The sequence below is a fragment of the Nodularia sp. UHCC 0506 genome (assembly GCF_034931045.1).
Classification (GTDB): domain Bacteria; phylum Cyanobacteriota; class Cyanobacteriia; order Cyanobacteriales; family Nostocaceae; genus Nodularia.
Map to the genome: position 1 here is coordinate 35874 of NZ_JAYGHH010000035.1, position 15312 is coordinate 51185.

At 38.5% G+C, this 15312-nt stretch carries 10 protein-coding genes; 4 read left to right on the top strand and 6 right to left on the bottom strand.

The features are described 5' to 3' along the window. On the top strand, window positions 1–2293 hold a 2293-nt coding region (locus tag VB654_RS17630; protein WP_323215114.1), incomplete at its 5' end, for a hybrid sensor histidine kinase/response regulator. A 279-nt stretch (window positions 2294–2572) separates the two neighbouring features. On the opposite strand, the gene VB654_RS17635 is transcribed toward VB654_RS17630, so the two are convergent. Further along, a complete protein-coding gene (locus tag VB654_RS17635; protein ID WP_323215115.1) occupies window positions 2573–3427 on the bottom strand; it encodes an SDR family oxidoreductase in 855 nt (284 codons plus the stop codon). A gap of 89 nt (window positions 3428–3516) precedes the next feature. On the opposite strand from VB654_RS17635, the gene VB654_RS17640 reads away from it, so the two are divergent. The 3 genes from VB654_RS17640 to VB654_RS17650 all read left to right on the top strand — a co-directional run bounded on the left by VB654_RS17640 (window position 3517) and on the right by VB654_RS17650 (window position 6714). Next, on the top strand, window positions 3517–3912 hold the full coding sequence (locus VB654_RS17640; protein WP_323215116.1) for a helix-turn-helix domain-containing protein: 396 nt from the start codon (window positions 3517–3519) through the stop codon (window positions 3910–3912). A gap of 184 nt (window positions 3913–4096) precedes the next feature. Continuing rightward, the gene (locus VB654_RS17645; protein ID WP_323215117.1) at window positions 4097–6148 is read left to right on the top strand and encodes a prolyl oligopeptidase family serine peptidase; all 2052 of its coding nucleotides are present in this window, start codon (window positions 4097–4099) and stop codon (window positions 6146–6148) included. 107 nt (window positions 6149–6255) lie between these two features. Continuing rightward, window positions 6256–6714 carry a VOC family protein gene (locus VB654_RS17650; RefSeq protein ID WP_323215118.1) on the top strand — a complete coding sequence of 153 codons (459 nt, stop codon included), beginning with the start codon at window positions 6256–6258 and terminating at the stop codon, window positions 6712–6714. Window positions 6715–6786: 72 nt separating this feature from the next. Here the strand turns inward: VB654_RS17650 and VB654_RS17655 are convergent, their stop codons facing one another. The 5 genes from VB654_RS17655 to lgt form a co-directional block, all read right to left on the bottom strand. Then, window positions 6787–7407, bottom strand: coding sequence for a nuclear transport factor 2 family protein (locus VB654_RS17655; protein ID WP_323215119.1), 621 nt, complete (start codon window positions 7405–7407; stop codon window positions 6787–6789). A gap of 308 nt (window positions 7408–7715) precedes the next feature. Beyond that, window positions 7716–13130: an AAA family ATPase gene (locus tag VB654_RS17660; RefSeq protein WP_323215120.1), complete on the bottom strand. Its 5415-nt coding sequence runs from the start codon at window positions 13128–13130 to the stop codon at window positions 7716–7718. 130 nt (window positions 13131–13260) lie between these two features. Next, window positions 13261–13614 carry a phenylpyruvate tautomerase MIF-related protein gene (locus VB654_RS17665; protein ID WP_323215121.1) on the bottom strand — a complete coding sequence of 118 codons (354 nt, stop codon included), beginning with the start codon at window positions 13612–13614 and terminating at the stop codon, window positions 13261–13263. A 32-nt stretch (window positions 13615–13646) separates the two neighbouring features. After that, window positions 13647–14465 carry a precorrin-4 C(11)-methyltransferase gene (gene cobM / locus VB654_RS17670; RefSeq protein ID WP_323215122.1) on the bottom strand — a complete coding sequence of 273 codons (819 nt, stop codon included), beginning with the start codon at window positions 14463–14465 and terminating at the stop codon, window positions 13647–13649. A gap of 322 nt (window positions 14466–14787) precedes the next feature. After that, window positions 14788–15312, bottom strand: a 525-nt coding sequence (gene lgt / locus VB654_RS17675; RefSeq protein WP_323215123.1) for a prolipoprotein diacylglyceryl transferase, incomplete at its 5' end; no start/stop codon positions are given.

Sequence of the window (15312 nt, forward strand, 5' to 3'; positions counted from 1 at the left end):
TGAATTTGCTGATTTAGAAACTCTATTAGAACAGGAAGCAATAGTCAGTTATCCTGCTAGTTCGAGTGCAGCAGAAGATTTTGCAAACCTGGAAACTTTGCCACATACAAGCGACGATGAGCAAGAGTTAGCGCAATCTGATGATCAGCCATTCCTAGCACCACAATTTGAATCAACTATTAACCAAACGGCAAGCTATATCATTGGAGCAGCAGATATAGACGATGATTTTAGTGATTTGGAAAGACTGCTAGCAGAAGCAGATCAAACTATCTCCCACTCATCACCAAGCAAACCAAAACCCCATAACAGTAAAATTTCTCGTTCTTCAGATCGTCTGACTGCTAGATTTGAAGAGACAATGAAAGTGCCAGTGAAGCAACTGGACGATATGAGCAATTTAGTTGGGGAATTAGTCGTCAACCGCAACACCTTAGAACAGGATCATGAACGACTACGGCAATCTTTAGATAACTTGCTGATTCAGGTGCAACATCTGTCGGATGTAGGAGCCAGAATGCAAGAATTATATGAGCGATCGCTATTGGAAGCTTCTCTAATAGCCAGTCGCAAAATCAGAGAACCCAGAGACAATAGAGAAACTAACTTTAACAGTAATAACTCCCATACAGATATGGGTTTTAGTGAGTTAGAAATGGATCGCTTTACTCCCTTCCACACCTTATCTCAAGAAATGATTGAGTTTATTGTGCGGGTGCGTGAGTCAGCGAGTGACATTGACTTTGTAACTGAAGAAAGTGAGAGAGTAGCAAGACAATTCCGCCAAGTGACAACCCAGCTACAAGAGGGACTCACACGAGCGCGAATGGTACCTTTTTCCCAAACAATCGACCGCTTGCGGCGAGGAGTACGAGATAACGCCATTAAATATGGTAAACAAGTCAATTTAGTGATTGAAGGGGGAGATACCTTAATTGACAAGATGATTTTAGATCATCTCACCGATCCATTGACTCATATGCTTAACAATGCGATCGCTCACGGAATTGAAACGCCAGACATCAGGAAAGCAGCAGATAAACCACCCGTAGGATACATTACAATTCGTGCCTTCTACCAAGGAAACCAAACAGTGATTTCCGTCGGTGATGACGGTGCAGGTATTGATCCAGAAAAAATCAAGGTCAAAGCAGTTCAACTGGGTATGATTACAGCAGAGCAAGCAAAATCCATTTCGCGCATGGAAGTTTATGACCTGCTATTCCAACCTGGTTTTAGTATCAAAGACAAAGCCGATGAGATTTCCGGCCGTGGCGTAGGAATGGATGTAGTTCGTTCGGAAATCAGCGAAATTCGTGGCATAGTCAACACAGACTCGATTATCGGCAAAGGAACCACCTTTACGATTCGTTTACCATTAACCTTGAGTATTTGCAAAGCTCTATGCTGTGTTTCGGATAAAGCCCGGATTGCCTTCCCGATGGATGGAGTAGAAGATACCCTAGACATACCCGTAAAAAGTATTCAGCATCAACCCGATGGGCAATCATATATCTCTTGGCGCGATAAATTACTGCCCTTCCGACCGTTGAAAGAACTTTTAACTTTTAATCGTCTGCTGAGTCGTGGTAATGTTTATGGCGGCAACCGTGATGATGATATGGTGTCAGTTGTAGTTGTGCGATCGGGAAATACCTTAATCGCTTTACAAATTGACCTAGTGCTGAGTGAGCAAGAAATTGTGATCAAACAATTTGAAAGCCCAGCACCCAAACCCATTGGTGTTGCTGGTGCTACTGTCTTAGGTGATGGTCGCATCATGCCCATCGCTGATGTCCTAGAGATTATAGAAATCTTCCAAGGACGGATTTCTAAACACAACGGTAGTAAACTTTGGCAGCAACAAAAAGACCCCCATGTACCAGAAATTACAGTTGAGAAAATTGACCCCACAGTGCTGATTGTGGATGACTCCATTACCGTTCGAGAGTTACTGTCGCTAACATTTAATAAAGCTGGTTATCGCGTGGAACAGGCGCGTGATGGACAAGAAGCTTGGGATAAACTCCGTTCTGGTTTACCTTGCGACATTGTATTTTGCGACATCGAAATGCCCCGTTGCGATGGGCTGGAATTGCTCTCTCGCATCCAAAAAGATCCCACTCTCAACCACCTACCCATTGCCATGCTCACCTCACGGGGTGCAGACAAACATCGGCAAATGGCAATTCAACTTGGTGCTAGTGGCTACTTTACCAAGCCTTATCTCGAAGAAGCCTTACTCGAAGCCGCAGTGCGGATGCTGGCAGGCGAAAAATTAGTAACTGCTTAAGTTAAGTCGGCGTAATAAAACCAAACTATGTAGGGAACAGGGAACAGGGAACAGGGAACAGTTTCAGCTATCTGTCATCCCCATATTTTCTAAATGTAAAGATAAACGCAGATGGACACGGATGGAATTTCAATTATTGTACAAATTTAGCTATGTCAATCCACTACTACAGCACTTCCGGCAGATGTGACGTACATTCTCAAGGCTGAAAGCTATGGTAGGAGAGGGACAAGGAACTGTATTGCCTAATTATCAGAAGCGCTGTATTGTGACTGTAACCTATAGCTCAAGGACTGCTTGAATAGACTCACTCAAAGGTGTGCTAGGACGGCCTATCAACCGGCTTAGGGTTTGGCTGGCATCAAACAACCCTCCTTTTGCTGCTCCTGTTTCAGACTCTGCTAACATCACAGCAATAGGCTCAGGTAATCCTGAACTTTTTAATAGATAAATATACTTATCTTCAGGCATCTGCTGATAAGTGATTTGCTTACCAGACTGCTGACTGAGTTCGGCGGCAAATTCGCTCAATGTATACCCTACATCACCAGCTAATTCGTAGACTTTACCTGCTTGGTCATTGGCTAATAAAATAGTGGCTGCGGCTGCGGCATAATCAGCGCGAGCGGCGGAGGCTATTTTGCCTTCTCCAGCACACCCCATGACCGCACTATATTCTAAGGCTACGGGAATACCAGCCGTATAATTTTCGGTATACCAACCGTTGCGTAATATTACATAAGGTACGCCAGATTCTTTGAGGATAGCTTCAGTCTGTTGATGTTCTGCTGCTAAAGGCAAAGGGCTGCTATCCGCGTGTAGAAGACTTGTATAAGCCAGTAATTTGACTCCGGCTTTTTTACAGGCGTTAATGACGTTTGTGTGCTGAGGGAAGCGACTGCCAATTTCACTGGAGGAGATGAGCAACACTTTGTCTGCACCAGCGAAAGCCATATCCAAGGTCTGAGGTTGAGTGTAATCAATCTGCCTCACCTGCACGCCTAAACTGGCAAAATCTGATACTTTTTCTGGGTTCCGAACCGCAGCGATTAATTCATTGGCAGGAACGGATTTTAATAGTTCTTGCAATACTAATCTACCTAATTGACCCGATGCAGCAGTAATGACAATCATATTTTTTACCTAGTTAATTTTTTGATGTCGGTAAATCTAATATAATTGCATTACTAACTTTTGGTAAGTACATACAAAAAAGTAAGTATATGAATAATAGCAATAATGATTTAAATACTCTGACACAACGCTTTGAAATGGGGGATCTTTTCGCCCAGCCATGTCCTTCACGAGAAATTTTGAAACACGTTTGCAGTCGATGGGGCGTACTGATTCTGATTGCGCTGCGCCAAGGAACCCACAGATTTAGCGAGTTGAGACGAAAAATAGGGGGAGTCAGTGAGAAAATGCTGGCTCAAAGTCTACAATCACTGACGGAAGATGGTTTCGTGTTGCGTGTATCTCACCATCTGGTTCCGCCTTTTGTGGAGTACAGCCTGACTCCGATGGGAGAAGAAGTTGCCGATCGCGTCGCAGCCTTAGCAGACTGGATTGAACTCAATACACTACGGGTGTTGGATGCCAGAAATAAAATAGAGAGATAATGAATTGGGGTTTTTTGTACACGGATTGTTTGAGGTAACGATGGACACTGACCTGAGAAATAGCAAAGTCTTTCATGAGAATAATGATCTCACAATATCAATACTGTTTTCACTCTTATGAAAACTGCTATAGTCTTAATTTAGACGAATTGACACATTTTTAATCTTTAATTTTTCATTGCTTATGTCTTATCCAATTAGCAACAAAAGTGATCAAGTTGATAACTACCACGGCACTTTAGTTACAGATCCTTACCGTTGGTTAGAAGACCCAGACTCAGCAGAAACAAAAAATTGGATTTTGGCAGAAAATCAAATTACTTTTGCATACTTGAACGAAATTCCTGCTAGAGAAAAAATTAAACAACGCCTGACTAAACTGTGGGATTATGAAAAATATGGTATCCCATTTCAAGAAGGGGATAACTATTTTTATTTCAAAAATGATGGGCTGCAAAATCAAAGTGTCCTCTACACCCTCAAAACTCTTGACGCTGAACCTAAAGTTTTAATTGACCCGAACAAACTCTCTACAGATGGCACTATTGCCCTTTCAGGTTTAGCTATTAGTGAAAACGGTAAACTTTTAGCTTATGGTGTATCTACCTCTGGTTCAGATTGGCAAGAGTGGAAAGTCCGCGATGTGGAAACAGGTGCAGACCTAGAAGACCACCTGAAGTGGATTAAATTTTCTAGTGCATCATGGACAAATGATCATCAAGGTTTTTTCTATAGTCGTTATGATGAACCCAATGAAAAGACTAAATTAGAAGATGTCAATTATTATCAAAAGCTTTATTATCATCAATTGGGTACTCCGCAATCTGAAGATATTTTAATTTATCATCGTGATGATCAGAAAGAATGGGGTTTTAGTGGAAATGTCACTGAAGATGGTAGTTATTTGATTATTTCTATTTGGCTGGGAGCCGATGCCAAAAATTTAGTTTTCTATAAAGATTTAACTAACCCCAATGCCGAAGTTGTAGAACTAATTAACAAGTTTGAAGCTGATTTTAGTTTTATAGAACATGATGATCATATCTTTTATTTCCGTACTGATTTAAATGCTCCACGAGGCAGATTAATTGCCATTGATATCAAAAATCCATCTCAGGAAAATTGGCAAGAAATTATTCCTCAATCTGTGGCGACTCTGGAAAGTGCCAACATTCTCAATCATCAATTTGTGGTTGATTTTCTCCAAGATGCACGTACCCAAATCAAGATTTTTGACCTGAATGGCGCATTAGTGCGTGAGGTAGAATTACCCGGACTTGGTTCAGCAGGTGGTTTTGGTGGCAAGCGTGATGATATTGAAACTTTTTATAGTTTTACCAGTTTCACTACACCTGGTACTATTTATCGTTACAACATGGTAACGGGTGAAAGTGAACTTTTCCGACAGCCACAGGTAGGTTTTAATCCTGATGATTATGAGACAAAACAAATCTTTTACAGCAGTAAAGATGGGACTCAAGTGCCAATGTTTATTACTCATAAAAAGGGGATGCAATTAGATGGAAATAATCCCACATACCTCTATGCTTACGGTGGTTTTAATGCCTCAATGACTCCCAGTTTTTCTGTGAGTACGTTGGTATGGATGGAAATGGGGGGTGTATATGCTCTGCCAAATATTCGCGGTGGTGGGGAGTATGGCGAAGAATGGCATCAAGCGGGGATGAAGGAGAAAAAGCAGAATGTTTTTGACGATTTTATGGCTGCGGCTGAGTGGTTAATTGCTAATAATTATACAAGACCAGCAAAGTTAGCGATCGCAGGTGGCAGTAATGGGGGTTTATTGGTGGGTGCTTGTATGACTCAACGTCCTGAGTTATTTGGTGCAGCTTTGCCGGCTGTCGGTGTGATGGATATGTTAAGATTTCATAAATTTACCATTGGCTGGGCTTGGGTTCCCGAATATGGTTCCCCAGATCATCCAGAGGAATTTCCGGCACTTTATAATTATTCGCCACTGCATAACCTCAAACCAGGGACAGCCTACCCTGCAACTTTAATTACCACAGCTGACCATGATGATCGCGTTGTTCCGGCTCATAGTTTCAAATTTGCGGCAACTTTGCAAGCTAATCACGTTGGTGATGCACCAGTATTAATTAGAATTGAGACAAAGGCGGGACATGGGGCGGGTAAGCCGACAACAAAGATTATTGAGGAAGCAGCAGATAAGTGGGCTTTTTTGGTGCGGACTTTAGATGTAATGGGTAATTAAGATCCAAGCCTTCACAAAATGGGTTTCTCGTCCAGAAAAGATCGCCAAAAAATTGGTATAGCGACGAATATCAGCGATAACCAAAAGTAACAGGAGCAGTTTCTAGTATGCAGCCTAGCACTACCCCCAAAACCAGCCTTGTAGCCGGAAACCTGCGTTGTGTGCATCATATTGCTCTCAACGTTAAAGATATGCAAGCATCACGGTACTTTTATGGCACTGTTTTAGGTTTGCATGAACTTACAGGAAATGAAGTACCAACCACTTTGACAGAACTTGTGAATACAGGGAAAGTCGCCAACTTTGTTACCCCCGATGGCACAATTTTGGATTTATTTTGGGAACCGGAATTATCACCACCAGACCCCAATCCAGAACATAAATTTACCAGAGCATACCATCTTGCTTTTGATATAGATCCGCGATTATTTGAGTCAGCAGTGACAGTCTTGAGAGAAAATCACATAGCGATCGCACATGGCCCAGTTTCTCGCCCTACGGGTAGAGGTGTATACTTTTATGATCCAGATGGCTTTATGCTGGAAATTCGTTGCAATCCAGAATAAAAATTAACATCCAAATCTAATTTTTGACCCCACCCCATTGAGGTGAGGTTCCATACTTGATTAAATCCGCCCTTAACGCCTATGCCAAGGCCTACGTTGATCTAATCTGGTAGTTGGTGGAGAACTGAGATTCAAGAAAGTAATTAGTTTGAGCGTCCGATTTTTAATTTTCCAACGCCCATTGACTCGAACAACCTCATCCTCATAAGTGCCATTAGCTACATCAATGCTGGTGTCCGAAAGTTTGTGAGTTGCATGGAGGTAAGAAGACATCTTTGCTTGGTTTCCTTTCACTGAGATGTTTATCGTCCCAATTAGGTGTTGAGTAGCCTGATAGCCATTACCTTGAAATACTGAAGCTACAAAATCCGCCCATGCATCTGTCCCTATCAGGGTTACACGAGTATCATCAGGAAAAATTGCTGTGATAACTGCATTATCAGTAAAACAATCTCGATAAATATTCTTTCCTTCTAAAACATTTCCACTACCAATAGCATCAGTTCCCAAGGCGTAACAGGTTGTTAAGTCTTGAATTTTCAATTCTGCGTTAGGTCTAGCTGCATTTGCTGGCGCAAACCTACCCCCAATCAACAACACAAAAGTAATTGCTAAGGCGATTAAGGTGACACGATGCAACCAAATGGAGATGAATTTTGAAATTGTGTGTCTGTTTTCTCTTTTTGTTTCCATGAAACGAGTTACAAATTTTTACTGTGTTGACAATTGCACTTTGACTAAAGCTAAAAAATCAGGATATTTTAGCTCATGAAAATAGGTAAATTTTCCTTAACTTCAATCCATATTTTACCTTGTTTGCAAGTATTTTCACCAAGATAAAAATTTTATTTTGAGTTATTCATCATGAGTATAGACGTAATTTTTAATTTTTAATGACAAACAATTGAGTAATATGAAAAGCTTAGATGCTCAACTTTTGACACGATTTTTTCAAGAAATTGGGGATCTTTTTTTCTCAGGAGTCCTAATAAATAATAAACTTATACGGGAATAGAAATAATGAATATCGTACCTTCACCTAAAGTTGACTCACAAATTAAACTACCTTCGTGCTTTTCTTCTATAATCTTTTGACTAATAGATAATCCTAATCCTGTACCTTTTCCGACATCTTTAGTAGTAAATAGACTATCGAAAATACATGATTTAACTTCTTCTGTCATTCCTTTACCATTATCTTTAATTTTAATAATTACATTTTGCTGATTTTCAGATAATTCAGTATTAATCGTAATAATTTGCTCAGGTTTAGCTTGATTTTCTATATAAGTACAATCAGCAACTGCTTCATCTAAAGCATCAATAGCATTTGCTAAAATATTCATGAATACCTGATTTAACTGCCCTAAATAGCATTTTATTTTGGGAATGTCCCCATAATTTTTAACAATTTTAATAGCCGGACGATAAGAATTAGCTTGGAGGCGAATCTGTAAAATCATCAAAGTGCTATCAATACCTTCGTGGAGATTAGCTGATAATTTAGATTTAGTGTCAGCGCGAGAAAAAGTCCGAAGAGAAGTGCTGATATCACGAATACGTTTCGTACCCATTTTCATACTATCAAGGATTTTGGGTAAATCTGCTATCAGGTAATTTATATCTATTTCTTCGGCTTTTTCCACAATCTCTGTCCCAGGATTAGAGAATTTTTCTTGGTACATTCGCAGATAAGCTACTAAATCATTTATAGCATCTTTTGCTTGTCCAGTACTAACTGAAATAAAATTAAGAGGGTTATTAATTTCGTGTGCTATTCCCGCAACTAAATTTCCTAAAGAAGACATTTTTTCACTTTGAATCAATTGTATTTGTGCTTCTTGTAAATTTTTAAAAGATTGTTCTAATTGTCGAGATTTATCTTGCTCTCTAGCATATAAACAGGCATTTTCTATAGCAATAGCAATTTGAGAAACTAAAACTTTTAATACTTCTACCCTTTCTGGAAGGAAAGCTCCTGCTGTTAACTGATTTTCTAGGTAAATAATCCCTGTAAGCTGTGATTTAAGGATAATCGGTAAACAAAAAATTGATTGGGATTGAAATTTTTGAATATAGCTATCAACATTAAAGGGTTCTGCAATTCTTGCATCATTTAAGACAATACTTTTTTGTGTTCTCAAAACATAATTGATTACAGAAATGGGTAAGTCTTGGTAAATTTCAAGAGGAATAGATTGTAAAACTTTTACATCATCGTCAACCGCAGTCCCGGAGGCTTCTACATAAAGGTGATTGTCTTTATATAGTAGTAGTAATGCTTTTTGTGCAGCAGCATTTTCTAATAAAGTTTTAATTAACTTACTCAAAAGACTTTCTAAGACAATTTCATTAGTAATTGCTTGAGAAAGCTTGATAAATGTATTAAAATCGAGAACATCACTAAAACCACTGCTGGTAGTAGTGTTAGTGGCAATATAGGTGATATCAGATTTGAAGTTGGAACTGTTATTATTACTTGTTTGTTCTAATAAGAAATGATACTTTTCTTCCAAGTGTTTAACTTTAGCGATCGCCCCCCAATGAATATATGTATAATATGCTTTAGTAATATAAGTTTGATGAATTAATTCTTTGCCTAAACCTTGATAAAATAATCCGCCTAACTCATAAGCTAAGGCTTCTTCCTGGAGATAACCATTTTCATGTGCTTGAGCAATGGCATTTTCATAGTATTCCATTGCTGCCAGTTTTTCGCCCAAAACTCGATATCTTTCAGCTTCCACAAGATAAAATTTGTGTAAATGGTTCGTCGGGGCGTGGGTAGCCCAAAGTTGCATTTTTTCTTGATTAGCTGTTACTTTTGTCAGAATAGACTGTTGCTCAAACTTTTCAGCAGTAGGATAAATAGCTAGTTGGGTTAAAGAATCATAAAAATAAAACAGAGGAACAACAAATAGCCCAGTGACTCCACCTAGAGATTTTTCAGCCATCACCGCATTTTCTATAGCTTGATGATACTCTCCGAACATATAAGAGAGCATGAGCTTATTAATAAATAAATGATTAATTGTGTAAAGGTCGTTAAATTTTTGGTGAATAGGCAGCATATTTTGCTCATTATATGCGTCTCCTAATAAACAGGATATATTTTCAGGATTAGTTTTTAAATTTATCACTGTTTGTAAATAAATTTGATTCCAGGTTAAAGCTACTTGTTGCTTAATTTTTTTGAGTGAATTACAGTAAGCTACAAATTCCTTTTCTAACCCCCAAATTTCTTTACCTAGCCAAAATGAATGATAAGGATAAATATAACCACAATAGCCAGCATATTCTAAATCTCCAGTTTCCAAGCCGCAAGCGTAGCCAGTTTTAGCAGTTAAAAATGTTTCTTTAATATGTTCTTTCCAATGCAAAACATGAGCGCTAATGACTGTGAGAATTTTTGCTTTCAGTTCTGTAGCATTAAATTGGGATACTAGACTAAAAGCCAATTTACCAAAATCATAGCCAGAATCAATTTCTCCTTGAACACCGCACAGAATTAAGCCATAAAGACTGTAACCATAAGCAGAGACGGCTGTATTACCATATTTTAAAGATAAATTGACCATTTCACAGGCAATAATCGGCATCATTGCCGGAGCAGTTTGAAAAGCCGCAGGAAGAACTCCCATTAAGATTTTCATTGCCGCTATCTTGTTAAGATCAGTCATTAATGGTAGGTTAATTAAATCTGCGATCGCTTTACCTGCTAAATCACTAGCAATGTTATCCATCCCTTGTTGAATATCAGCAGATGTTGGTTCATTGGGAAAATTTATTCCTAATAATTGCAGAATTGAAAGAGCAGTCTGAATAGCCTCTAATTGTTTGCTTTGGACTATATCAGCTATAATCTTTACTTCATATACTTTGACTTTATCTAATAAACTTTTCGCTTGTTGTAAAACCACTTCAGTCCATTGCTGCATCTGCTCAAAGTTACCATTGAGATAAGCTACCTCTGCTGCACCATTATATAAACCGATGGTTAATTGATATTCAGTTTGCCAAGCATCTTCACTTAAAAGTGTTATCCCAGTTTCCAAGTATTTTAGCGCAGATGCGTAAGCTGTAGAAGCTTTTGCTTTACATCCAGCTATTAAATTTAGTCTAGATAATTCAGTTTTTTCAGAATTGTCACTGAGGTAAACAATACCGATATTTAATTGATTAGCAATATCAAAAATATTGGTTTCTATTTCCTTCTGGGGTGTATTTTTTAATAGCAACTGACCTATTTTAAAATGAGTCAGTTTTTTCTGAGATTCAGGAATCAATGAATAAGCCGCTTGTTGCACTCTGTCGTGTAAAAATTTATAACCAACCCGTGAACTATCAAAATTTAAATTAACTGATTCTTCTTGATTAAAAACTAAAGGAATACGGTAAGTATCACTTAAAGGCAAGATTAAGCCCGCTTGCAAAGCTGAGTACAAATCATTTGCAGTTAAAAAAGATGATTTTTCATAAATGATTGATAAAACATCTAAACTAAAACTGTCACCCACACAGGCTGCTAACTTTAAAACATCTTGGGTAAGTTTGGGTAGCTTCTCCAGCCGACTAGCAACCAATTCAACTACATTTTTATCAATAATACCAATTGCTTGAATTTCTGCTAAATTCCATTGCCATTTAGTATTAATAAAGTCAAAGTGCAAGAGCTTTTCTTGATAAAGCACCTGAAGCAGTTGTGTAATAAAGAATGGATTTCCGCCTGTTTTATGACAAATTAATTCAGCAAATTCAATTATTTGGGGATTAATTTTTATAGTAGCCTCTTCCAAAAAGTTACTTTCTTGGAGAGTTTCAGTAACTAACTGGATTACATTCTCTAAATCCAACGATTGCAACACAATATGATTAACCACTGTGCCAGCACTTTGAATTTCTGCTATTGTTTGAATTAAGGGATGTGTTGAACTTACTTCATTATCTCTATATGCACCGATTAAAAATAAATATTTGCTGTTAACATCCGTCATTAATATTTGGACTAAATTTAATGTGGCAGAGTCAGCCCATTGCAAATCATCTAAAAATATAACTAATGGGTGTTCTTTTTTAGTAAAGACTTTAATAAACTGTTCAAAAACACGATGAAAACGATTTTGCGATTCCGTTGCTCCCAACTGCGGCAATTCAGGCTGTTTGCCAATAATTAATTCTACTTCGGGAATGACATCAATAATAACTTGTCCATTGCTTCCTAAAGCTGTAGAAATTTTATTCCGCCATGCTGCTAATTTTTCATTTTCCTCTGTTAATAAGCAGCGCATTAAATCAGCAAAAGCATTAATTAAAGGAGCATAGGGAACATTGCGTTTTAATTGGTCGAATTTTCCAGAAATAAAATAACCTTGTTGGCGAGTAATTGGTTTATTAACTTCACTAACCAATGCCGATTTACCAATGCCAGAATAACCAGATACTAGCATTATTTCACTTGTTCCCGATGCCACATTTTCAAATGCAGCTAAAAGTTCCTTAATTTGTTCATCACGCCCATATAATTTTTGTGGAATTAATAGCTGACTTAAAACGTCTAAATGCCCTGGCACAAAGTTAATAATTTTATCAGGATGATTGAAATTGTGAAGAGATAACTCTAAATCTGCTAATAATCCCGTCGCACTTTGATATCTATCCTCGGCATTTTTTGCCATCAGCTTCATCACAATAGCGGAAATATTGTCAGGTATCTGTGAATTTAATAACTGTGGGTTTGTTGGTGTAACAGCAATATGACTGTAAACTATCTCTAAGGGGTCTTGGCTAAAAAATGGGATTTTTCCAGTGAGTATTTCATATAAAGTTACACCCAGAGAATAAAAATCACTCCGATAGTCAAGAATTCGATTCATTCTCCCGGTTTGTTCAGGAGACATATAAGCAAGTGTACCTTCAACACAGTTGGGGTTAGTAAATTGGGGATTTTCTTTATTGAGACGAGAAGCTATACCGAAATCAGTTATCTTAACCAGACCTGTTTGGGAATTAATAATAATGTTACTGGGTTTAATATCTTTATGAATGATTTGATTTTTATGTAAATAATCTAACCCCTGGGTTATTTGAATAGCAATATTTAAATAATTAACTAAATTGAAATTTCTTACTTCTAGTAGTTTTGCTAAAGACTGTCCACCAAAATCTTCTAGTAATAATCCTACACGATTATTAAATGTTTCTAGGCTGATAGCTTTAACTATATGAGGATGGTCTAAACCTTGTTGAATTTGATACTCATTTTTTATGCGAGTAAAAGCTTCTAGGGTAGGATATTCATTTTTGAGGACTTTGAGAATAACTGGTTGTTGAGTTTTTGGTATTTGTGTTTGATAAATAACAGTTTGAATTCCTTCGTGGAGAGTGGAATTGATTTGGTATCCCGTAAAGTTTGACATTGCTGTTCAACTATGATGTTTAACTGTAAACTTACAAAAATCCCCCTTACCGCAATGGAAAAGGGGTAATAATCTATTATTCCCAGTGGAGGGGGATTACTATCATGACATGGCAATCAGTTTTGATTAATTAACCAAAGGTTGAGCCATTCCAACCCCACATTGCACCTTTAGCATCGGCAAATTCTATATAAATTCGATTTTCTGGTACGCCTAAACTTTGGTTAATCTGCTGGCAAAAGTCCTGACTCATGGTTTTGGTCTGGTTTGGTTGCATTGTGCCGATACTTTTAATTTCCACATAGCAAACGGGGTCTGTAGTCCCAGCAAAGGTCATGGGAATACCTGCCTCAAAGGCCGTCATTACATAAGATTCAGGTTTGCCCAGATGTTTGGCTAATTTGCTGGATAAGTTTTTCAGCATTGCCTCAACATTGGTTTTTTGGGGAGCGGATACAGAAGTTTGGACTTTAATTAAAGGCATAATATTGAATCAAAGTTTTCGTTTTTGTGGATTTATTTCAGTTTATCGAACCCAGTCTCTATTTCCTCATGATGGGATGAGCGAAATATATGGCTATGTTCAGGATGATATAATCGCGATCGCCTTTGGTGAGGCGTAGCACATCGCCCTTTTACTGGTGAAAGTGCTGGACTAATTAGGTAAAGTGTGGTACGAATTAGATTTTCTTTATGGGTATACTCTGCCATTTCGCTGAGGGGGACAACCATGATTTTTTCATCCGGCCAGCCGATGCGATAGCAAATCGCTATGGGGGTTTCATCTGGGTAATGTTCTAGCAGTTTAGCTTGAGCGTTTTCAATGTGACGCGCACTCAGATAAAGACAAAGACTAGCCTGATGTGCGGCTAAGGTGGCTAATTCTTCTCTAGCTGGGACTTCTGTCCTTCCACTGATGCGGGTGAGGATGATGGTTTGAACTAAGCCGGGGACAGTCAATTCTATTTTGAGTTTGGCAGATGCGGCTTGAAAGGCGCTGATACCTGGAATGATTTCAAAGGGAATATTGGCCTCGGCTAAAAGTTGCATTTGCTCATGGACAGCACTATAAAGACTAGGATCACCATTTTGGAGACGAACCACAGATTTATGCGATCGCACCCTTGCCACCATCAGCGCTATAATTTCCTCTAAAGTTTTATTTGCCGTCCGAATGATTTCTGCATCTTCTCGACATAAATGCAAAATCTCTTCTGGAATTAAGGAATCAGCGAATAAAATTACATCCGCAACAGCCAGTATTTTCTGGGCTTTGACTGTTAATAAATCGGGATCTCCTGGGCCTGCACCCACAATGTAAACTGCTGAAGACATAATATTTAGATCGTTTTACATCCCAATTGTTGTAAACTTTTACCGTAATTTTCCATAAATAAAAAGTTCTCAACAGATGTTTTTAAAGATTGTTCTCTTAACCTTCCGGATTAACTCTTGATTTTGCGTAGAAGTGAATGGTAGATGCACCCTGGTTAAGCCCTAGAGAATACTCTGGGGCATTTTTTATAGCTAGTAAAGTGCTGAGTGAAGAAAGTTATGAGTAAGTTTTCTCCCTGCTCCCTGCTCCCTGCTCCCTGCTCCCTGCTCCCTGCTCCCCTGCCTACCTCAGCAACAGAATATTTTTTTAATTGGAAATCCCTCATTCCCTCATTCCCTCATCCCCTCTCGGTAGCGAAACTACATCAGGTAAAGGGCGTTTAAGTAAGTAAAGCCAAGCTAATCCAGCTAATCCTACAAGAATACCGCTTAAACTTACAACTTGGGCGATACGAAATGACCCCAACATTAAACTATCAATACGAAAACCTTCAATCCACAGACGACCTGAGCTGTAGGCTACCAAATAAGTTAAAAATAGCGTACCTAAGCGTAAGCGAGGTTTGCCAGATATACTGCGAAAAAATAAAGTGATTAGCAAGGCAAATACCATTAAATTCCACAACGATTCGTAGAGGAATGTGGGATGGAAGTATTCAAAATTAGCTAAATCTGGAGGACGGTTTACTGGTGGAATATATAGCTTCCAAGGTAAATCAGTGGGACGGCCAAAGGCTTCGGAGTTAAAGAAATTTCCCCACCGTCCAATTGCTTGCCCTAAAATCAGCGAAGGAGCAACTAAATCAGCCAGTTGCCAAAAAGATATCTGATTAACTTTGGCAAAGAT